The sequence below is a fragment of the Brevundimonas sp. genome, assembly GCF_032017145.1.
Lineage (GTDB): Bacteria > Pseudomonadota > Alphaproteobacteria > Caulobacterales > Caulobacteraceae > Brevundimonas.
Genome location: NZ_DALZQC010000055.1, coordinates 1 through 21032, shown reverse-complemented (window position 1 = coordinate 21032; position 21032 = coordinate 1). Strand labels below are relative to the sequence as shown.

Annotated in this window: 17 protein-coding genes; 15 read left to right on the top strand and 2 right to left on the bottom strand. The window is 67.0% G+C overall.

Going from position 1 to position 21032, the window contains the following annotated elements; genetic code table 11:
• Positions 1-304: 304 nt before the first annotated feature.
• Positions 305-913 (bottom strand): TetR/AcrR family transcriptional regulator, encoded by a 609-nt coding sequence (locus RTU05_RS10605; RefSeq protein WP_312598090.1) that lies wholly within the window; start codon positions 911-913, stop codon positions 305-307.
• A 157-nt stretch (positions 914-1070) separates the two neighbouring features.
• Here RTU05_RS10605 and RTU05_RS10600 point away from each other — a divergent pair, with 157 nt between their 5' ends.
• The 12 genes from RTU05_RS10600 (at position 1071) to RTU05_RS10545 (ending at position 15532) form a co-directional block, all read left to right on the top strand.
• The gene (locus RTU05_RS10600; protein WP_312598088.1) at positions 1071-1760 is read left to right on the top strand and encodes a Coq4 family protein; all 690 of its coding nucleotides are present in this window, start codon (positions 1071-1073) and stop codon (positions 1758-1760) included.
• Positions 1760-2185, top strand: a complete 426-nt coding sequence (locus tag RTU05_RS10595; RefSeq protein ID WP_312598086.1) for a DUF2147 domain-containing protein — start codon at positions 1760-1762, stop codon at positions 2183-2185. The genes RTU05_RS10600 and RTU05_RS10595 overlap by 1 nt, the downstream gene beginning before the upstream one ends.
• Before the next feature lie 374 nt (positions 2186-2559).
• A complete protein-coding gene (locus RTU05_RS10590; protein ID WP_312598084.1) occupies positions 2560-5475 on the top strand; it encodes a TonB-dependent receptor in 2916 nt (971 codons plus the stop codon).
• 215 nt (positions 5476-5690) lie between these two features.
• Positions 5691-6170, top strand: a complete 480-nt coding sequence (locus RTU05_RS10585; RefSeq protein WP_312598083.1) for a hypothetical protein — start codon at positions 5691-5693, stop codon at positions 6168-6170.
• Between the two features lie 118 nt (positions 6171-6288).
• Positions 6289-8388 (top strand): TonB-dependent receptor, encoded by a 2100-nt coding sequence (locus RTU05_RS10580; RefSeq protein ID WP_312598081.1) that lies wholly within the window; start codon positions 6289-6291, stop codon positions 8386-8388.
• A 60-nt stretch (positions 8389-8448) separates the two neighbouring features.
• Positions 8449-8997, top strand: coding sequence for a hypothetical protein (locus RTU05_RS10575; protein ID WP_312598079.1), 549 nt, complete (start codon positions 8449-8451; stop codon positions 8995-8997).
• A gap of 15 nt (positions 8998-9012) precedes the next feature.
• Positions 9013-9696 carry a PspA/IM30 family protein gene (locus RTU05_RS10570; protein ID WP_312598077.1) on the top strand — a complete coding sequence of 228 codons (684 nt, stop codon included), beginning with the start codon at positions 9013-9015 and terminating at the stop codon, positions 9694-9696.
• Between the two features lie 8 nt (positions 9697-9704).
• Positions 9705-10340 (top strand): YqiJ family protein, encoded by a 636-nt coding sequence (locus tag RTU05_RS10565; protein WP_312598075.1) that lies wholly within the window; start codon positions 9705-9707, stop codon positions 10338-10340.
• 27 nt (positions 10341-10367) lie between these two features.
• Positions 10368-12161, top strand: a complete 1794-nt coding sequence (locus tag RTU05_RS10560) for a flotillin domain-containing protein (protein ID WP_312598073.1) — start codon at positions 10368-10370, stop codon at positions 12159-12161.
• 76 nt (positions 12162-12237) lie between these two features.
• Positions 12238-13152 (top strand): ROK family protein, encoded by a 915-nt coding sequence (locus tag RTU05_RS10555; protein ID WP_312598071.1) that lies wholly within the window; start codon positions 12238-12240, stop codon positions 13150-13152.
• Between the two features lie 350 nt (positions 13153-13502).
• Positions 13503-13871: a TadE/TadG family type IV pilus assembly protein gene (locus RTU05_RS10550; protein WP_312598069.1), complete on the top strand. Its 369-nt coding sequence runs from the start codon at positions 13503-13505 to the stop codon at positions 13869-13871.
• On the top strand, positions 13868-15532 hold the full coding sequence (locus RTU05_RS10545) for a TadG family pilus assembly protein (protein WP_312598067.1): 1665 nt from the start codon (positions 13868-13870) through the stop codon (positions 15530-15532). Before RTU05_RS10550 ends, RTU05_RS10545 begins: the two co-directional genes overlap by 4 nt.
• A 9-nt stretch (positions 15533-15541) precedes the next feature.
• Here RTU05_RS10545 and RTU05_RS10540 read toward each other — a convergent pair whose 3' ends face one another.
• Complete coding sequence (locus RTU05_RS10540) at positions 15542-16765, bottom strand: peptidoglycan DD-metalloendopeptidase family protein (protein WP_312598065.1); 1224 nt, start codon at positions 16763-16765, stop codon at positions 15542-15544.
• Between the two features lie 533 nt (positions 16766-17298).
• Here RTU05_RS10540 and RTU05_RS10535 point away from each other — a divergent pair.
• The 3 genes from RTU05_RS10535 to RTU05_RS10525 all read left to right on the top strand — a co-directional run bounded on the left by RTU05_RS10535 (position 17299) and on the right by RTU05_RS10525 (position 21014).
• Complete coding sequence (locus RTU05_RS10535) at positions 17299-20469, top strand: YdbH domain-containing protein (RefSeq protein WP_312598063.1); 3171 nt, start codon at positions 17299-17301, stop codon at positions 20467-20469.
• A 91-nt stretch (positions 20470-20560) separates the two neighbouring features.
• Positions 20561-20749, top strand: a complete 189-nt coding sequence (locus RTU05_RS10530) for a YnbE family lipoprotein (RefSeq protein ID WP_248120021.1) — start codon at positions 20561-20563, stop codon at positions 20747-20749.
• A gap of 31 nt (positions 20750-20780) precedes the next feature.
• Entirely contained in the window at positions 20781-21014 is a 234-nt protein-coding gene (locus RTU05_RS10525; RefSeq protein ID WP_409411616.1) for a DUF1318 domain-containing protein, read from the top strand.
• Positions 21015-21032 lie beyond the last annotated feature (18 nt).

Genomic DNA, 21032 nt, shown 5'->3' with positions numbered 1-21032 from the left:
GTCCTCGTCGCTTCAATCCGACTCTGGATCAAACACTTTGTCCACACTGCCTAGATGGTTGAGCCCCTGTATTGGCGGCGAAGTCTGCGCCTAGAATACCTTTCGGAGGGGTGCGGGCGCAGTGCGGTGTCCGCATGCATCGGGTCGCGATCATATCTGCGCGCCCGGCTTCGCTGGGATCTCCGGTCGTCAACCCGCCGCGCGGCATGACGAGGGGTTGGTGCGGCTGAGTCCTTTTTCGGTCGATGAACCGCCGGGATCCGTCATCAAGCGCGGACGGATCCGTGGACAAGGCCGCCGAAACCTACCGGTCCGGCTTGAGCAGAAAATAGGGGAGCAGGCCGGCGACCACCTTTCGGCTGGCGTCGTCGTCCTGATCGAGCATGTCTCGCAGCGGAGGGCCGATCAGGGCCTCGCCGAAGGCGCTGAGGGCGATGAACAGCACCGCTGCGGAGAGCCGGTTCTGCGAGGGATTCACGGGATCGCCCAGCTTGTCCTGAATGGCGTGGACAAGCCCGTTCACGGCGGCCCTGACCGGCTCCAGATGGGTGAGATCGCCTTTCAGCACGATCCAGGCGGCCAGTTTGCCGGCGCCGCCTTCGGCGAAGGCGTCGAAAACGGCGTTGACCAGTTCAAGCGGCGCCCCTTCGTCGGTTCGCAGTCGCGCGATGGCGGTGTCCAGCGCATTGGACAAGTCGGCCACCATCGACCCCATCAGCGCCGACTGAAGCCCTTCGGCCGATCCGAAATGGTGAATCAGATTGGCGTGCGTCATCCCCAGGTCGTCTGCCACAGCCTTGAGCGTGACGGAATCGGGCCCGCCCGACAGCAATCGCGCGCGGGCGCAGGCCAAGGCTTCCTGGCGGGCCTCGTCGGGGGTGCGCCGACGGCGGCGAACACGCTCTATTGACATCAGTGTTAGTTACATCCATGTAGATAGTGGGTTGGTTAAGCGCACAGACGGGAGAGAGCAAGTGACTGCGGAACTAATGATGGATGATGTGGGTCTGCTTGCGCCCGCTCGATCGCCTAGCCAGCTGAAGCCGCGGCGCGTTCAGCCGGTCCGGGCCTTGCGCGCCCTTCGTCGTTTGATCGCCGACAAGGAAGACACGACACAGGTCTTCGAGATCATGAACGCCCTGGCCGGCAACTCGGTGCGGCGCGGCTATCAAAAGATGCTGGAGCGTCCCGAGGGCGCGCGGCAGGCCTTCCTGATGGTCGAACTGGCCGATCGCCTGCACGACAGGGCCTGGCTGGAATCCCAGCCCGCCGGCTCGGTGGGACGCGCTTATCTCGACTTCATCGACGAGCGCAACCTTTCGGCCTACGGCCTGGCCGGCGAAAGCCAGAAGGTGGCCGACACCGAGATCGAGGCCGCCCATCCTTATGCGTGGTATGCGCGGCGGCTGCGCGACATTCACGATCTCTGGCACATTCTGACCGGCTATCGCACCGACGCGCTGGGGGAGGCCTGCGTCGTGGCCTTTTCCTTGCCCCAGACGCGCAGCGCGGGTTTTGGTCTGATCGCGGCGGGCGTGGCGGTCGAGGCTGCGCGAGCCCGGACGGGCTATCCCTGCGCGCGCGCCATCCTGCAGGCGTGGCGTCGTGGAAAGCGCGCCGCCTGGCTGCCGGCCCTGGACTACGAGGCGCTGATGGCGGAGCCGCTGGATCAGGCCCGCGCGCGCCTGGGGCTGGCTGGACCGACCCTGTATGATCGCATTCCTGCCGACTTCCGAAACAGCTTCCTGGCGGCGGCCTGATGTGGCGCTGGATCGTTGTTGCGGTCGTCGGCCTGTCCGCCGCGACGCCGGTTTCGGCTCAGGATAGCCTGCTCCTGGGCCGGTGGCGGACGGCTTCTCAGGGCGGGGTGGTGGAGATCCACGCCTGTGGCGCGGCCTTGTGCGGGCGGGTGGTGGATGCGGCGCCGCTTCGTCGCAATCCCGATCAGACCGACGTGCGCAATCGCGATCCGTCGTTGAGAACCCGTCCTCTGCGCGGGCTGAGGGTGCTGGAAGGATTCGTCGGCGGACCCCGATCCTGGACGGGCGGCCCGCTTTACGACCCCGACAGCGGTCAGCGCGCCGGTCGGGGAACCCTGACCCTGGTCGAGCGGGATCGACTGTCGGTGCGCGGCTGCGTCGCCGCCATGCTGTGTCGCACCCAGACCTGGACGCGGATGCCCTGACAGCGAAGGCCAGGCCGTGCGCCCGAGGTCGCTGGCTATTGCTCTGGATCAGGAACGGCCGGCCGTTTTCGTGTCGGCGATGGGGCGCCGCAAGTCGCCGCTCGCTGTGATTGGCGAAGCCATCCTGCCCTGCTCGGCCGCCGTTGCGGAGCCGCGTCAATCGACAGAACTGTCAATAGGTATTGACATGACCGTGAGTAGTGCGAAGTTGACGGCAACCGTCGTCGGCCCCGCCCCGTCGAACGGACACATCAGGCGGGAGGAAACGCACATCGCGCACCGCCGGACAGTCGGTGCGTCAGGGAGAGGACCTCATGGCTTCATCGGCCCGTATTCGCGCGCGCCTCGCGCTCTCTGTATCCGTGACAGCCTTGATGATGGCTGGCGCTCCGGCGCTGGCGCAAACGGCGACGTCCCCCACTCAGACTTCGCCGGCGGTGGTGGACGACATCGTGGTCACCGCGCAGAAGCGCGAACAGTCGGTGCAGGACGTGCCGATCGCCGTCACGGCCCTGTCGTCGGAGGCTCTGGAGTCGCGCCAGATCGAAGGGGGATCCGAACTGCTGCGGGCGGTGCCGAACGTCACCTTCTCCAAGGCCAACTTCAGCATGTACAACTTCTCGATCCGCGGGATCGGGACCAAGGCCGTCTCGGCCTCCAGCGATCCGGCCGTGGCCGTCAGCTTCAACAATACCCCCCTGATCCGCAACCGCCTGTTCGAGCAGGAGTATCTGGACGTCGATCGGGTGGAGGTGCTGCGCGGCCCGCAGGGCACGCTCTACGGCCGCAACGCCACCGGCGGCGTGGTCAACATGTTCCCCAAACTGCCGGTGTTCCGGTCGGAAGGCTTCGCCACGGGCGAACTGGGCAACTATGACAGCCGGCGCGGCCAGGCCATGCTCAACATCCCGGTCGGCGAGACCTTCGCGATGCGCGGGGCCTTTGGCTTCACCCAGCGCGACGGCTTCGACTACAACAGCTTCAACGACACCCATGTGAACGACCGCGATCTCTTCACCACCCGGCTGTCGGCTCGCTGGGAGCCCAACGCGCGGTTCCGCGCCAATGCGATCTGGGAACATTTCAAGGAAGACGATCAACGCTCGCGCACCGGCAAGCAGCTCTGCACCACCGACCCTGGACCCACTCAGGTCGGATCGGCGACCATCACCACCCCCTACACCCAGGACCAGCTGAGCCAGGGCTGTCTGCCTGGATCGCTGTATAGCGACGCCGCCTATGGCGCGCCGAATGGGGGATCGTTCGGGCCGGTTCGATTCCTTGGGGCGGCTGCGACCATCGGTCGGGATGAGAATTTCAATTCCGTCAACCTCATCCCCCTCGGCTTCGATCCTTACGAGGGTATCGTACAGTCCAAGAACTTGCGCGAGATCGCTACAAGCTACGATCCTGTCTTCCGCGCCAAGAATGATGTATTTCAGGTCAATCTTGAGTTCGATCTTAATGAAAAATTGACCCTGTACTCTCAGACGGCCTACGCCAAGGATGACTACTATGCGTCGCAAGACTATGCGCGATATGTGTCGAACCCTGCGTTCGTAGATAGCAACAAGGTCTATGATGACTTTGGCGAACTTATGCCTTCGCCAATGACGCCCGGCGGGATCTACACAGATCCCCAGCTTGGCCCCTCTGATCGAATTTTGTCGGCGGACATCAGTCGGTCGGATAACAGGCAATGGTATCAGGAATTTCGCCTTCAATCAGATAATGACGGTCGCTTTAACTTCAGCGTTGGGGCGAACTATCTCGACTTCAAGTCGCAGGATGACTATTTCGTCTTCAATAATCTCTTTTCTCTGATTGCTGAGTATGTGTACAATTTTACGTTCTTGCCGAACGGCGGAACCGGCACGCAGCCCTGCGACGATTCCTTGCTTACCGAATGTGTTTATGTCGATCCCAACCCTCTGGGCCAGATCAACGAGGAGGGGCATAACTACTTCCGTAGCAAGAACGTCATTCATACCCGATCGTGGGCGGTCTTCGGCGAAGGCTATTGGGACCTCAGCCCCACCCTGCGCCTGACGACGGGATTGCGCTACACGGAGGATCGCAAGGATACGACGCCCTATCCCAGCCAGCTGCTGCTTGGGGCCAATCTCACCGGCAGTCCCGCAACAGTCACCGGCGGCTATGTCCGTCGCGGATACTATGCCCTGCCGGACATCAAACAGAAATGGGAGGCCGTCACCGGACGGCTTGTTCTGGACTGGACGCCAGACCTGTCCTTCACCGACGACACCCTGATCTATGCATCCCTGTCGCGTGGCTACAAGGGCGGCGGCACCAACCCGCCGCGCCTCGACCTGAACCCCACGGTCGTGCAGTATCAACCCTTGGCCAGCACGTTCGAACCGGAATACGTCAACGCCTTCGAGATCGGCACGAAGAACACGCTGCTGGACGGCAAGCTTCGGCTGAATGGAACCGCCTTCTACTACGACTATAAGGACTACCAGGTCTCGCAGATCGTCGATCGCATCTCCCTGAACGAGAACTTCGACGCCAGGATCTGGGGGCTTGAGTTCGAGACGATCTACAAGCCCACGCCCAACTTCCAGATCGACGCCAACTTCGGCTATCTGAAGACCCGGATCGCCGATGGCGAAGGGTCGATCGATGTGATGAACCGGACCCAGGGCAATGAGGACTGGATCACCCTGCGTCCGTGGATCCAGGTGCCGTCCAACTGCATCGCACCGAAAAATCTTGCCGAGCAGATACTCAACAGTCCGTTCGGTCCCGAGTTCGCGGTCTTTTCTCTCAGCGCCCTTTGCGCAGGGTCATCAAGGGCCGGCACCTTCAACCCGGCGCTCAGCTCCAGCCTGCCCTTCTGGCAGTTCTATGGCTTCACCTACGACCCGTTGACCCAGGCGCCGAACGGCGGACGAGGCTTCGACGCCGACCTTAGCGGCAACGAACTGCCCAACTCGCCCAACTGGACCGCCAATATCGGGGCCCAGTACACCTGGTTCCTGGGCGACTGGGACCTCACGGTGCGCGGCGACTACTATCGCCAGGCCGAGAGCTATTTCCGAGTCTACAATACCGAGTACGATCGTCTGCGGGGATGGGACAATCTGAACCTGTCGGTGAAGCTGGAAGACACGCGACGGGGCCTGACGGTGCAGGCCTACGTCAAGAACGTGTTCGACGACGCGCCCATCGTCGATGCCTTCACCAACTCCGACGACACGGGGCTGACCACCAACGTCTTCACCCTGGACCCGCGCCTCTTCGCCGTGCGGCTGACCAAGTCGTTCTGAGGGCAATCCCACAATCGGCGAGTGGTAAAGAAAGGCATCTTCCGGCCGCGACAGCGGCCGGGCAGTGTCACGATATGGGTCGTTTACCACGTTGAATTAAAACGATTTATCTCTTGACTCACCTATGTTTACGGCGCTGTAAATAGGTGTCCACGATTTAGGACGGTCCAATTTTAATAAGGGCCTCATCCAGGCCCGCTCAAGGGAGGACTACCATGATCAAGACGCTTTCAATCGCCGCCGCCGCCCTCGCGACGGCCGCCATCGCTTCGCCATCCTTCGCCCAATCGTTCTCGCCCAGTTCCGGCAGCGTTTCGGGTTCGGGCTCGGTGACGCTGTCGCAAACCACGACGGTGACCTGCAATGTCTCGGTCACCGCCAGCCCGCTGAGCGCGACCAGCGCGCCCATTCCCACCCGCAGCATTACCGCCGGCAGCATCCTGTGCGCCGCCGTGGCGCCCAGCGGGGCCTGGAGCGCTGCGGTCGTGCCGGGCTCGACGACCTCGATCGCCCTGACCATCGGCGCGAACACCGTGGCCAACGATCCCTGCTATGGCACCGTCGTGGTGGCCTGGAACAATGCGACCAGCACCGCGACCTTCAGCAACAATGTGCTGCCGCCGGTCAACGCCGGCGGGCGTAGCTGCACCATCCGCAGCGGCTCCATCCGCATTCCCGGCCTGCAGATCCTCTAGACCGGGCGTTCCCCTGGATCCCCAACCTGAAAAGCCTTGCCGGGCGTCATCGACGCCCGGCCTTTTCCGTTTCGCGCCAGTCGGTCGTTCGCGGGCGTGGGACGCGGGATAGGTCGCCATGCTGTTCGTCGTCGCAGCCCAGGTGGAGGCGCAGGCTCCCAATCCTCCACCTGTCCAGTTGGAAGCGGTCGAGGTGACCGGTCGGCGCGGGGCCGCCCGTTTGCCGCCCGAGCGGGAGCTGGGACCCGACGAAATCGACAATCTCGGCGCCTACGACATCGGCGAAGTCATCGCGCGCCTAAGCGAAAGCCTGGCTCTGCAACTGCCGCCCGTGGTGATCGTCAACGGTCGTCAGGTCGTCGATCCCGGCGTCTTCACCCGCTTTCCGCCCGACGCCCTGGTCCGCGTCGAGATGCTGCCGGCCCAGGCGGGGGCGATGTATGGCGGCGACCCGTCGCGTCGCGTCGTCAACATCGTACTGCAGCCTGCGTTCAAGAGTGGGGACACCCAGGCCCGATATTCGCGCCCGACGGCGGGCGGGACCTCGTCGAGCGATGTCGACGTTCGGCAGTCGCAGATCAAGGACAGCGACACCTTTCAGGTGGGCGTCCAGGCGTCCCGCACGACGTCGCTTCGTTCGGACGAGCGGCTGGGATACGACCGCAATCCGCCCGGCCATGACATCTATAGCCTGCGCCCTGAAACCCAGGTCGCTTCGGCCAATATCTCGATGACCGGCGCCTTGGGCGACTGGGCAACGTCGTTCAGCGCCAACGCTCAGCGACAACGCGGCGCCTTCATCGCTCGCACCTCTGGTCAAGTCATCGAAACCCGACAAGGCGCCGACACCCTGACGGTCGCCGGCGGCGTCAGCGGCCGATCCCGGGGCTGGTCGGTGCGCGCCGGCCTGGACGGCCTGATCGCCGAGGGCCGCCAATCGGGACTGGCGACCCTCGCATCGCGCACTCAGGTCCTCTCCGCGACCCTGTCCGCAGATCGCCCTCTGATGACCTTGCCGGCCGGGCCGGCCCTGGTCACGGCCGATGCGCGCTATGTGGGTTCGCGATCCGAAAACTCGAACCTGCCGAGCAGACGCGCTCAGTCGTCCCAGATCCTCGATCTACGGTCCAATCTGACCCTGCCGATCGTCGCCGCTTCGCCAGACGGAGACGGTCGGGGCGAACTGTCCGTCAACCTCGGCGGCCGATCGAGCGCTCTGGCCGACACCGGCGCGAGCGGCGGCCTGAACGCCGGCTTCGCCTGGACCCCCTTGGGTAGGTTGAGGCTGTCGGGTCAATGGGCGCAGGCGACCGAGGCGCCGACGCGTGAACAAAGGTTCGAGCCCCCTCAGTACGGGCCGCCCAGACCCGTCTATGATTTCCTGTCGCAGCAGGCTGTGGACATCACCCCCCTGCTTGGCGGCGATCCGGAGCTGAAGGCTCAGGAGACGCAAACCGTATCGCTGTCCGCCTCCGCCGGGCCGTTCGGCGATTGGGGCGTGCGCGGCAATCTGGATTTCCAGAGCATGACATCCTCAAATGCCATCGGCGCCCTGCCTGCGCTGACGCCCGCTGTCGAAGCCGCTTTCCCGGAACGGATCCAGAGGGATGCGGAAGGCCGATTGATCGGCCTCGACCAGCGCCCGATCAATCTGGCGCGGATCGCATCGCACACCCTGTCCTCGGGCCTATCGGCCAATATTCCGCTCGGGGGCGCGGCCGATGGATCGATGCGGCGCGGATCGGTCCAGGTGACGGTCGCCCACATCTGGCGCCTCTCCGACGAGGTTACGATCCGGGACGGCCTTCCGGCGCTGGACCAGTTGGCGGGCGACGGCGGCGCCGTTCCGCGTCACCAGCTGACGTTGAGGCTCGACGGCCGCTACGCCCGCTGGGGCCTGAATGCGGTCGTGAACTGGAGAGGAGCTTCACGCCTGCGCCGCGACCTCGGTCAGGATGGCCCGGATGATATTCGCCTGGGCGACCTGATGACAGTCGGCGCCAGGATCAGCACGACGATCGGGGCGCCGGCCGTCGCGCCGAGCGCTGCGCGGCCTCGACGCCTTGAAGGCATTCGGGTGGAACTCGAAGTCGAAAACCTGTTCGACGAAAGACCGGAAGCGCGTCTTGGCGACGGCCGTATCGCTCCAGGCTACGGCCGGAACGCGCAAGACCCTATGGGCCGAACCGTTCGCGTGACCCTCAGCCGGCGCTTCTGACGAAGGGAGTTTACATCGTTCCGATAGCCTATCAAAGCGACCGAGGCTTCAACGAACATTGTGCGTTTACAAACGTATTACGATGCGCTACATCGAGATATGGCTTCTCTCAACACGCCCCTGAGCGTCAGGCTTTCCGACGAGGACACCAGCTTTCTGGCAGAGCTTGAGGTCGATGGCGCCGTCACGGCCAGCGACAAGATTCGCGGATTGATCCGGCGAGCGCGCCAGAAGGCTGAACCGATCGAATCCTTTCCGGCCGCCCTGATGGTCAGCCATGACCACCTTGCCGCGGCGGTGCGGCGGCTGCGTCTCATCGAGCAGGACCTGGATCGACATTCCGAAGTGGCGGTGTGCCTGCTGACAGCCGCCGAGGAGTTTCTGGCGCTCGCCCTGACGACGCCGCGCCCCGACGCTGTGCGCGTGGCGGACGACCTCGTGCGGCATGAGGCCCGTCTTGTGGATTGCGCGGCGCGAATGATGGAACAGTTGCTGCGCTGGGCGGTGACGCCCACGGCGCCGGCCTATGATTCCGCCGTCATCTCGCGTCGGCTGGCCGGTGTGGCGGACTTGATGAGGCTTGTTTCTGCGGCGTTTGCCGCGCGCTAACGGAAGGATAGGATCATGGCGGATACTTTAGGCGCCCGCGTCGGCCGCATCGTCTCTGGCAGCGCCCATGCGTTGATCGATGCGATCGAGGGCGCGATGCCGGATGCGGTCATCCAGCAGACCTTGCGCGAGATCGACAAGGCGGTGGACGATGTCCGGGCCGAGTTGGGCCGCACCATCGCGAGCAAACATCTGGCCAACAAGCGGCTGACTGAACAAAGCAGCCGCCACGAGGAACTGTCCGGCCAGACCGAACTGGCTCTGCGTGAAGGTCGCGATGACCTGGCCCGCGCCGCCGTCGAACATCAGCTGGATGTGGAGGCGCAGATTCCGGTGCTGGAGGCGACCGTCGCCGAAGCCGCCAAGCGCGAGGTCGAGCTGGAAGGCTATGTCGCCGCGCTTCAGGCCAAGCGTCGTGAGATGGAGGAGGCGTTCCAATCCATGCTGCTGGCCCGCGCCCGCAGCGCACAGGAAGCCGGCGCGCCCGTCAGTCCTGACGGCGGCCCCAGCGTCACACGCCGGGTCGAGAACGCGACCGGGGCCTTTGATCGCCTGATGGCGCGCGAAGGGGCGCCCGGTCTGGGCGGCGTGGATCGCGACCAGGGCGCCAAACTGGCGGAGCTGGATGATCTGGCGCGCCGCAATCGGGTCGAGGAGCGTCTGGCCGCCATCAAGGCGCGCACGACCGACCAGGGCTGACCGCGTCGATGTGGAGCTTCCTGCTTTCGCCCGACAATGTCCCGTTCGTTGCGGCCCTGGTCCTGATGCTGCTGATTGGCGCCGCTGAGGCGGTCGGTCTGGGCGGTGGTCTGGCCCTGGGTGACGGGCTGGATGGTCTGGACGGGGACGTCAATGTGGAGACGCCGTCCGTGCTGTCCTGGATCAATGTCGGGCGTCTGCCGCTGCTGATGCTGATCGTGGTCTTCCTGTTCGCCTTCGGGCTGACGGGGCTGATCGGGCAACAGATTGTCGAGGCGTTGCTGGGCCGGATGGGGCCGTGGTTCCTGATGGCGCCCGCCGCCTTCGCGGTCGCCCTACCGGTGACGCGGGTCTTCGGGCGCGGCGTCGCCCGGATCATGCCGCGAGACGAGACGACGGCCGTGTCGCGCGACAGTCTGGTCGGGCGGGTCGCTGTCATCGTCACGGGCGACGCCGCTCACGGCAATGCGGCGCAAGCCCGCGTCCGCGATCAGCACGGACAGGTCCACTACGTCATGGTCGAGCCGGACAATCTGGCGGACCGCTTCGCCCAGGGAACCAGCGTGCTGCTGGTCCGGCATGCGGGCGCCAAATATTTCGCCATTCACAACACCAGCGCCTCGCTTCGCGACGCGACGGTCTGAACGATTTTTCTCAACAGGGGCTGTTAAATGAATTCGTTGATCGAGATCGCCATCATTGCGGGCGTAGGGCTTGTCGCCCTGCTGATCCTGGGGCTGATCTTTGCGCGTCTGTACAAGCGCGCGTCGAAGGAAACCGCCTTCGTGCGCACCGGCTTCGGCGGCGAGAAGGTGGTCATGAACGGCGGCGCCCTGGTCCTGCCGGTGCTGCACGAGACCATTTCGGTCAATATGAACACCCTGCGTCTGGCGGTTCAGCGCTCGAACGAACAGGCCCTGATCACGAAGGACCGGATGCGCGTGGACGTGCTGGCCGAGTTCTATGTGCGGGTGCAGCCCAGCGCCGACGCCATCGCTTCGGCCGCCCAGACCCTGGGTCTGCGTACGATGAATCCGATGGAGTTGAAGGAACTGGTCGAAGGCAAGTTCGTCGACGCCCTGCGCTCGGTCGCGGCCGAACTGACCATGACCGAACTGCACGAGCAGCGGACCCATTTCGTTCAGAAGGTGCAGCAGGTGTCGTCCGAAGACCTGCTGAAGAACGGTCTGGAGTTGGAAACCGTGTCCCTGACGGGGCTGGACCAGACGGCGATGGAGCATTTCAACCCGTCGAACGCCTTCGACGCCGAGGGTCTGACGCGGCTGACGCAGGAGATCGAGCTGCGTAAAAAGCTGCGCAACGACATCGAACAGGACACCCAGGTCCAGATCCGGACCAAGAACCTGGAGGCCCAGCGCCGCAATCTGGAGATCGCGCGCGACGAGGAATACGCCCAGCTGGAGCAGGAGCGCGAGATCGCCAACCGCCGCGCCGAACAGTCCGCCGACGTGGCGCGTCAGGAGGCCGAAAAGCTGCGCGAGGCCGAAGGCGCCAAGATCACTTCGCAGCAGCAGATCGACCAGGCCAAGATCGAGGCCGATCGTCTGGTGGCCCAGCAGCGCATCGCCATGGAGCAGGAAATCGCCGAGCGCGAAATCTCCAAGGCGCGCGCGGTCGAGACCCAGGACATCGAAAAGGCCAAGGCCATCGAACTGTCCGAACAGGACCGCGACATCGCCGTCGCCGAGAAATCCCGCGCCCAATCGGAAGCCAAGGCCGAGGCCGACAAGGCCCTGGCCCTCGCCGTGCAGGCCGAGGAACAGGTCAAGACCGTGCGCGACCGCGAAGCCGCCGACCGCCAGAAGATCATCGAACTGATCGAGGCCTCCAAGGAGGCCGAACGCGAGGCCATCGCCATCCGGGTCGCCGCCGAGGCGGAAAAGACAGCCGCCGCCGACCATGCCGAGGCCATTCGCGAACAGGCGCGTGGTCAGGCCGACAAGACGATGATCGAAGCGGAAGCCCAGGCCCAGGCCGTGCGCGTGGCGGCCGAGGCTTCTCGCGTCCATTACGAGGTCGAAGCGACCGGCCAGCAGGCCCTGAATACGGCGGCCAACCTGCTGTCGCCCGAGCAGGTGGCGTTGCAGATCAAGCTGAAGCTGCTTGAGAACCTGGACCGGATCATCGCCGAATCCGTCAAGCCGATGGAGAATATCGACTCGATCAAGATCGTGCAGGTCGAAGGGCTGAACGGCGCCGCCGCCTCTGCGGGCGCGGGTGCAGGCGCGTCGGACGGCAATCTGTCGGATCAGGTCGTCAACAGCGCCCTGCGCTACCGCGCCCAGGCGCCGCTGGTCGATCAACTGTTGGCGGAGGTCGGCCTTTCGGGCGGCGATCTGAACGGCCTGACCGGAGCGCTGCGATCGCCCGAGGCGCAACCTCAATCGGCCGGTCAGCCCGAACCGAAGGTCAGCCCCCAGGCCGAAACGCCCATGGCGGACTGACGCACGCTCAGGCCACGTTCGAACATAGGTTCGAGCGTGGTCTGTTCCCATGCCGAACCTGTCTGACTCTGGCGCCGTGCCAGCTGATCTGGTGGAATATCGCCGCATGAGCACCTATGCAGGAATAGAGATCGGCGGCACCAAGACCTTGGTCGGTTTCGGCAGCGGCCCTGACGATCTGGGCGCGATCGTTCGCATCGAAACCACGACCCCAGAGGCGACGATGGCCGCTGTTGCGGATGTGTTATGGGCCCGCGCCCATAGCGAGGGTCTGAAGGGCGTGGGCGTGGCCAGTTTCGGTCCGGTTCGGATTGCGCCCGACGCTCCGGACCATGGCCGCATTCTGAAGACGCCAAAGCCGGGTTGGTCCGGCGCGGATCTTCTGGCGCCCTTGCGTCGGTTCGGCGCCCCCATCGGCCTGGCCACCGACGTCGGGGGCGCCGCCTTGGCCGAGGGGCGCTGGGGCGCCTGCGCGGGGATCGACGACCACGTCTATGTCACCGTCGGCACGGGCGTCGGCATGGGGGTCGTCGCCAACGGTCGATTGGTCCATGGCGCGCTGCATCCCGAGGCGGGGCATATGTCGGTGCGAACGGCCGCTCACCCTGACCCGTTTGCGGGCGTCTGCCCATTCCACGGCGACTGTCTGGAGGGTCTGGTGTGCGGTCCGGCCTTGGCGGCGCGCCTTGGGCGACCGGGTGAAACCGTGGGCGAAGACGATCCGGTCTGGGATATCGTGGCGGGTCATCTGGCGCAGATGGCGGCCAACCTGACCTACGTTCTGGCGCCGCGTCGCATCGTGATCGGCGGCGGGGTCGGCGGCGCTGAACATCTTCTGGTTCGCGTGCGCAAGACGCTCGGCGACCGACTGGCTGGATACCTTCCGCACCTGATAGGCGACGACGCTCTGCGAGACTACATCCAGCCGCCCCGCCTCGGCGCCCGGTGCGGCGTGCTGGGCGCGCTCATACTGGCCCAAGACGGCGTATGACGCCGCCTTGTCTTTCAACGCGATCGTTTCGCGCGAGGGTGTTTTTCCAGCGTGATTGGCTGAAGCCGCAGACGGCCCCACGCCTCTAAACCTCATGCTGTTTGCAGGCTCCTCCTGCGTAGCTGCGGCCGATTCACGAGGCCGCAGGGTCCTGGCCACAACAAGTTTCGGGCGTTCGAAACGGCGCATCGCCCTAGGTCAGGTCACGCCTCGGCCTATTGCCACCACGGCCAAACGAACTCTTAACCGAGAGTGCGCTACAACCGCAGGGTGATCTTGAGGTTGAGATGCGTATGTGTCGCTTAAGTCTTCACGAAAAACGGTTCCAACGGCGCCAAGGCGCGGCGGCAGTGGAGTTCGCCCTGGTGGGGCCGATCCTGATCCTGCTGCTGATCGGCATCGTCGTTTATGGCGGCTGGTTTCTGACGGCGCAGACCGTTCAGGCGGTGGCGTCGGAGGGGGCGCGAGCGGCCGTCGGAGGGCTGAATGCGGCCGAGCGCGAGGGACTGGTGCGCGGCGAGGTGGCGGGCGCCGTGCATGGCGTGGCGCTGAAGCCCGACCGCACGACGGTCCAGGTGGCGGAGGAGGCCGGTCGGCTGCGCGTCGTCGTGGTCTATGACGCCAGCGACAGTCCCATGATGCTGATGGGGGGCATGCTGCCCCGGCCGCCGGCGGTCATCCGTCGCGTCGCCGTGATCCAGGTCGGCGATCCGTCGTGATCCGCTTCACCGCCCGTTTCGCCCAGGATCGGCGCGGTGCGGTCGCGGTGATGGCGGCGGTTTCTGGCGGGCTGTTGTGTCTGTTGACCGCGGCGGTCATCGATCTGGGGGTTCTGGTGTTGCACACCCGTCGGGTGCAGGGGGCGGCGGATCTGGCGGCCCTGTCGGCGGTGCGCGTTCTGGATCGGGGCGAGGGCGCGGCGCGCGACGCGGCGGACCGGACGGTTCAGGCCAATGTCGCGCCCGAGGCGGTGGTGTCCGTCTCGACCACGCTCGGCGTCTATACCCCCGACCCCAAGATCGAGCGCGCCCAGCGTTTCCGACCCGGCGGCGCGGCGAACGCCGCGCGGGTGGAGGCGACCAGCCCTGCGCCGATGTTCTTCGCCCCCCTGCTGCTGGGCCGGGACAGGGTCGTGGTCACGCGCCGCGCCGTGGCTGCGCGTATGGGCGGGGCGCCGCCAAAGGCCATGTTCTCGATCGGCTCCCGCCTGGCGCGGCTGGACGGCGGCGTGGCCAACCAGCTGCTGAGCGGCCTGACCGGATCGAAGGTGTCGCTCAGCGTCATGGACTATCGCCGCCTGGTCGATCTGGACGTCAATCTGCTGGGCTTCACCGACGCCCTGGCGACCGATCTGGGGGTCAAGGTCGGCGACTACGACCGGCTGCTGGCGACCCAGGTCGATGCGGGGCGCGTCCTGAAGGTGCTGGAGGGGCTGGCGGGCGGCTCCGACGGCGGGGTGCTGGGCCGTCTGGCCTCGGCTTCGGCGGGGGTGAAGGTGGAACTGGGCGATCTGATCGGCGTCGACGCCCAGGCCCCGGACGGCATCCGACAGGGGCTGGACGCCTCCGTTTCGGCCATGGACCTGATTTTCGCGATGCTGGAGATCGGCGGGGGCGAGCGCCAGGTCGCGCTGAACCTGGATGTGCCGGCCGGTCTGGCCGACCTGAAGACGACCCTGGCGATCGGCGAGCGGCCCAATCGGTCCCCGTGGCTGACGGTCACGTCCGATGGTCAGCCGGTCATTCGAACCGCCCAGACACGGCTCTATGTCCGTGCGCGGACGGCCCAGGCCCTGTCGGGCCTGGCTAGGGTCGAACTGCCGATATTGGTGCAGTTGGCGCCGTCCGAGGCGCGGCTGAAGTCCCTGGCGTGCGATCCGGCGCGGCGCGTCGATGTCGATGTGCGGCCGGGGCTGGCGCGCGCTTCGGTCGGGGTGGTGGACGAGGCGCGGGTCTCGGACTTCAAGACCGCGCTGACCCCGCGTCCCGCCACCCTGCTTTCCGTGCTGGGCCTGGTGTCGATCACCGCCAAGGCGGATATCGAAATCGCCGATGTCGGGTTCCGCCCTCTGCGGTTCGATGCGGCCGACATCCAGGCCCAGCGGACCAAGACCATGACCTCGCGCAGTCTGGCGACCGGCCTGGTGTCCAGCCTGTTGCAGCGGCTGGAGGTGACGGTGAACCTGGCTGGGCTGGGCCTGGGACTGGGCGATCTGACCAAGGCCCTGGGGCTGTTGCTGACGCCATTGGGCCCGGTGCTGGACGGGGTGCTGAACCCGGTCCTGGACCTGCTGGGCCTGAAGCTGGGCGAGGCCGACGTCACCGTCCACGGCCTCTCCTGCCCGGATCAACAGAGATCCACGCCGCGCCTGGTCGGCTGAGGCGCAGGCTTAGCCGCGCGCGGGACGCAGACCCTCGGCCGAGGCCTGCTGCAGCGCGGGGCGCTTCTGACCGCCCGAGGCGATGATGCGGTCGATGCGGCTCTTCTCGGCGCGGAAGGCGGCCAGGTCGGCGCCGGCCAGTTCGGTGCCTTCCTGGGTGCGGACGCCGGCGGGATTGATCCGCTGGCCGTTGCGCCACAGTTCATAGTGAAGGTGCGGGCCGGTCGAGGCGCCGGTGGAGCCGACATAGGCCACGATCTGGCCCTGGCTGACCCGCTGGCCGGCGCGAATGCCCGAGCCATAGCGCGACAGGTGGCCGTAGCCGCTTTCCAGCCCGTTGTTGTGGCGGATGCGGAGCCAGTTGCCATAACCGCCCCAGCGGCGTGCCTCGACCACAACGCCGTCGGCGGGGGCCACGACCGGGGTGCCGGTGCCGGCCGCGAAGTCGATGCCCTGGTGCATCTTCTTGTAGCCCGAGATCGGATGGGTGCGGAAACCGAAGTTCGAGCTGACCCGGCGGAAGCTCTGCAGCGGGGTGCGCATCATGGCCGAGCGCAGGTTCTTGCCGTTCGCGTCGAAGAACTGAGGCTCCTTGGCGCCCGCCGGCTTGAACCGATAGAAGGTCACGCCGCGCAGTTCGGCGTACATCAGGTCGCCCACGTTCACCGTGCGGCCGGCCTCGGTCACCTCGCGGTCGAAGACCATGGTGAATTCGTCGCTGGCGCGGATGTCGCGCTGCATGTCGAACTTGGTGGCGAACAGGCGGCTGGCGGAACGCACGATGGAGGCGGTGGCGCCCAGTTCGCGCGCGCTGGCCGACAGGCTGCGTTCCACGTCGCCCTTCAGCACCACGGTCTCGTGGGTGACTTTTTCCTCGAGCGAGCGCAGGCGAAGCGCGCCGTCGAAGCTGCGCGAGACGGTCAGCTGGGACGCCGGGCCGGTGCGCATGGTCAGGCCGATCAGGCGGGCGTCGCCCCGGCCGTCGCGGGGGCGGGCGATGGCGGTCTCGAACTTCAGCCCGGCGCGCAGATCGGCCAGGTCGAAGGCGTTGGCGACTGTGGCGGCGACGGCGCTGGCTTCGGCCGGGGCGACGCCGGTGCGGCGCACGGCCTGTTCGAAGGTTTCGCCGCGACGAATCTGGACGGGAACGGCTTCCGGCGCGGTCAGGCCGGCGGGGGCGTTGGCGGCGGCGAAGGCCCTGGCCTCCATGGCGGCCATCTGGGCCGAGCTCATGGCGGGAACTTCTTCGGCCTGCGCGGGTTGATAGGCTCTGCCGGCGATCATCGCGACCGAGATCGCGGCGACGGCGGTAAGTGCATGCGGCGCCAGGCGCATAGGCTGGCGGCGTGGGTCGAACTGAGCCATCGGTCCCCGTCGTATTGCGACGCCCAGCGGCGCCAAAGCTTTACTCGTTCTCGAAGTCCGCGCCCATCGCCCGTGGCGCGAAAGGCGGTCGTATAGCGTGCTCGACCCATTTTGGGAAGCAGACTGTTACAAAGGGTTAACACGGCGCTTACCATGATCGCGCCGCCGATGACGCCAATGCCGGGCCGCGCCCCTTTCTCGCCCAGCTTGGCGGCCATCCATCGGCCCGCTTTCGACCAACGGTCGCGCTTTGACCTTGTGCTTGGGGTCAGGATGACGATGGTGGTCGCAACGCCGTTATCAAAAGCTGCCGATCGACCCGTTTGACCGACGCCACGACATCTTCGTCCGATCCATCGCCTCAGCCGGCCCCCAGGCGCGGTTCCCGGCCGCGCCGGGTCGTGCGCGTCGCCGCGACCGTGGCGCTGATCCTGATCCTGCTGATGGGCGTGGCGGCGGCCCTGCTGTATCTGAACCGCCGGGCGGTGGCGCGCGAGGTGCTGGTCGGCTGGCTGGACCAGCGCGGCGTCCCCGCCGACGTCGAGGTCGAACGGATCGAGCTGGACGGCTTCGTCGGCCGCATCCGCATCGGCGATCCCGACAATCCCGACGTGACGGTGGAGCGGGCCGAGGTCGACTACGCCGTGGCCCTGCCGTGGTCCAGGACCGGCCTGGGCGTCACCCCCAGCCGCATCCGTCTGGTCCGGCCGGTGGTCCGCGCCAGCTGGAAGGGCGGAAAGCTGTCCCTGGGGTCGCTGGACCCCTTGGTGAAAGAGTTCACCGGCGGTCCGCCCCGCCCGGATTCACGCGCTCCCCTGGTCATCGTCGAGGGCGGGCGCGGGCGGCTGTCGACCGAATACGGGACGGTGGACCTGCTGGCCGATGCGCGGGTCGACAACGGCAAGCTGATGCGCCTGGCCGCGCGCCTGCCGACCAGCGCGCTGAAGAGCGGGGACGTGGAGGCGTCCGGTCTGGCCGCCGCCCTTGACCTGACCACTACGGGCGACCGCGTCGCCGTGCGGCTGAACGCGACCGCCGACCGGTTCCGCACCCCCGCCGCCGCAGGCCAGACGGCCGCCCTGACCGTGACCGGCGACCTGCCCTATCCCGATCTGAAGACCCGGCGCGGCGACGGACGCGCGGTGCTGGACGCGCGTCTGACCGGCGATGTCCTGGGCACGCCGTCCGCCCGGGCGCGCGGCGCCGATCTGAGCGCGCGGTTCGAAGGCGTGGTGTCCGGCTGGATCGAGACCTTCCGCGTGGAGGGCGCGGCCGACGCTCGCCTGAACGCCCGCGCGGTCGAGGGAACGGACCTGGGCGCCGGCGCCGTTTCGGCGGCGGTGTCCAAGGCGCGCGTCGAGATTTCCCGCGACGAGGCCCTGCGCTGGAGCGTTCGGGCGCCGCTGACCCTGACCGCCGCCTCGGCCCGCTCGGGCCAGACCCAGGTGCGGAACCTGGCCCTGTCGTCCGGCGGCCTGACCCTGGGCGGCAAGGACGCGGCCTTCGAGGCGACCGGCCCTGTCGCCGCCGTCTTCGACCGTTTCGGCTTCGGCGATCTGGCCCTGAGGCGCGGCCGCGCCGATCTGGACCTGGATGTCGTCAGCGACGGCGCCGTGCATATCGATGCGCAAGGATCGCTGCGCGCCGCCGACGGCGCCTGGCCCCTGTTCGGCCCGGCCGCCCGCGACGACATCGTGGAGCTGGGCGAGATGAAGCGCGCCCTGTCCGCCTTCGCCCTGAACGCCCCTTCCGTGCGGTTCTCGACCGGCTCGGGCGGAACGTCGGTGCAGTTGCCGCGTCCCGTGACGCTGGCGCCCGCCAACGGCGGGGTGCTGACCATCGCCCAGGCGGGACAGGGCGTCTATCAGGCCGAGCCGGGCCGGCTGGGCGGCGGCGCCCTGACGTTGACGGCGACGCGCGGCAAGGGGCTGCCGGAACTGGCGGTCGCCGTGCCCGACTGGCGTCTGACCCAGGGTGGGTTCGAGGCGACGCTGGACGGCCGGGCGCGGCTGGATTTCGACCTGGCGCGCGGCATCGACGCCCGCACGCGCGGCGTCCTGGCCCTGACCGACGGCCGCCTGACCTATGTCGCCAGCGACTGCGTGGACCTGACCGTCGAACGGCTGGAGATGGACGAAAACGACGTCCATCAGGTCGCGGGCCGGCTGTGCCCCGACGCCGGGCCCTTGCTGACGTCCAGGGACGGGGCGTGGCGCGTCTCGGCCGGTTTCGACCGGCTGTCGGCCCAGGCGCCCTTCCTGGGGATGCGGTTCGCCGACGCCGCCGGCCGTCTGACCGTGGACGGGGCCAGGTCGGGCGTCGGCCTGCGCGCCAGCGTGGCGGACGGGCGGGTGATCGACGCCGAGACCCCCGAACGGTTCGAACCGCTGGCCGCCAGCGGCGAGGTGGCCCTGGCCAACGAACGCTGGAGCGGCGCCTTCGACCTGAAGGGCACGGGCAAGGCCGCCGCCTATACGCTGGGGCGGCTGACCCTGGCGCATGACGGACGCATCGGCGCGGGCGGCATCGTCATCTCCGCGCCCGACGTGGTCTTCGCCGAACACGGCCTGCAACCCGCCATGCTCAGCCCCTTGGTCGCCGACTTCATCCAGTCGCCGGTTCAGGGCTCGGTCGGGTTCGAAGGGCGCTTCGACTGGACCAAGGACGCCGAGCCGACCTCCAGCGGCCGCCTGACCACGCCCGGCCTGGATTTCGTCAGCCCGGCCGGCGCGGTGAAGGGACTGAAGGGCGATGTCGCCTTCACCAGCCTGACGCCGCTGGTCACGGCCCCGAACCAGCATCTGACCGCCGACAGCCTGTCGGTCGGCGCCGAGGTCACGGCCCTGGACCTGACCTTCTCCATCGACCAGGCGGGCGTCGTCATCGACGGCGCCCGGATCGTCGCCGGGGGCGGGTCCATTTCGATCGAGCCCCTGACCATCCCGCTGGACGCCACCCAGGCCTACAGCGGCGTGATCGTGCTGGACCGGGCGCAACTGGGCGACCTGATCGCCGACACCGGCTTCGACGACAAGGTGCTGCTGGACGCGGTGGTCTCGGGCCGGCTGCCCTTCATCATGGACCCCAAGCGCGGGCTTAAGATCACCGCCGGCAAGCTGGAGGCCGTCCAGCCCGGCCGACTGTCGATCAAGCGCGAGGTCCTGACCGACGTCGCGGCCAGCGGCGGCGGCGAGGAGGTGTCGGAGAACATGGTCGAGGACCTGGCCTATCAGGCCATGGAGAACCTGTCCTTCGACCAGCTCAGCGCCGATGTGAACAGTTTGGACGGCGGCCGGATCGCGGTGCTGTTCCACATTCGCGGCCGTCACGATCCGCCCCAGCGCCAGGAGCTGCGCCTGACCCTGTCCGAACTGATCAGCCGCAGCTTCCTGAACCGCAAACTGCCCCTGCCGTCCAACACCCAGATCGACCTGACGCTGGACACGACGCTGAACGCCAACCAGCTGATCTCGGACCTGATGGCCGTCAATCGCGCCCGCCAGGGCCAGCAGGAGGCCCAGCAGCAGGCCCAGCCCGACGCGCCCGCGCCTGTCCCGGCGGGTCGGCCATGATCGCCGTGCGGGATCGCGGTCATTCAGCGCGCGTTCACCCCTCGGCGTGCTATTCAGCTTCATCAACCTTGGCCGAACCGGAGCCTATGTCATGATCAACAAGCGCCAGTTGGCGGGCCTTGGCTTTGGAGCCGTCGTCGTCGCCGTGTCGGCCTGCGCCCCCACCATCCGTCTGGAGGTCGCGCCGATCCAGATCTACGCCAAGCTGGACGCCGACGTGCGCGTCCGCCTGGACCAGGAGCTGCAGCAGCTGCTGCAGCAGAACCCCAACCTCTTCTGATCGCCGTTTTTTCTTGAAAGGACAGGCTGACATGACCTTCCGCAAACTCTTCGTCGTCGGCGCCGCCCTGGCCGCCCTCGGTTTCGCCGGCGCCGCTATCGCCCAGACCAGCGCCCAGAAGGCCCAGATCGACCAAGCCAAGGCCGCCGGCGTCGTGGGCGAACAGGCCGACGGCTATCTGGGCTTCCGCACCTCGACCTCGGACGCCGGCCTGCGCGCCGCCGTGGACGCCCCCAAACACCGTCATCCTAGGCCTTGTGCCTAGGATCCAGAGACTCAGTGA

Excerpts from the sequence above, each read along its gene's own strand:
- RTU05_RS10605 (WP_312598090.1), bottom strand. The coding sequence starts at position 913 with ATGTCAATAGAGCGTGTTCGCCGCCGTCGGCGCACCCCCGACGAGGCC.
- RTU05_RS10560 (WP_312598073.1), top strand. The coding sequence starts at position 10,368 with ATGAATTCGTTGATCGAGATCGCCATCATTGCGGGCGTAGGGCTTGTC.
- RTU05_RS10565 (WP_312598075.1), top strand. The coding sequence starts at position 9,705 with ATGTGGAGCTTCCTGCTTTCGCCCGACAATGTCCCGTTCGTTGCGGCC.
- RTU05_RS10525 (WP_409411616.1), top strand. The coding sequence starts at position 20,781 with ATGACCTTCCGCAAACTCTTCGTCGTCGGCGCCGCCCTGGCCGCCCTC.
- RTU05_RS10540 (WP_312598065.1), bottom strand. The coding sequence starts at position 16,765 with ATGAGCTCGGCCCAGATGGCCGCCATGGAGGCCAGGGCCTTCGCCGCC.
- RTU05_RS10530 (WP_248120021.1), top strand. The coding sequence starts at position 20,561 with ATGATCAACAAGCGCCAGTTGGCGGGCCTTGGCTTTGGAGCCGTCGTC.
- RTU05_RS10595 (WP_312598086.1), top strand. The coding sequence starts at position 1,760 with ATGTGGCGCTGGATCGTTGTTGCGGTCGTCGGCCTGTCCGCCGCGACG.
- RTU05_RS10585 (WP_312598083.1), top strand. The coding sequence starts at position 5,691 with ATGATCAAGACGCTTTCAATCGCCGCCGCCGCCCTCGCGACGGCCGCC.
- RTU05_RS10580 (WP_312598081.1), top strand. The coding sequence starts at position 6,289 with ATGCTGTTCGTCGTCGCAGCCCAGGTGGAGGCGCAGGCTCCCAATCCT.
- RTU05_RS10570 (WP_312598077.1), top strand. The coding sequence starts at position 9,013 with ATGGCGGATACTTTAGGCGCCCGCGTCGGCCGCATCGTCTCTGGCAGC.
- RTU05_RS10590 (WP_312598084.1), top strand. The coding sequence starts at position 2,560 with ATGATGGCTGGCGCTCCGGCGCTGGCGCAAACGGCGACGTCCCCCACT.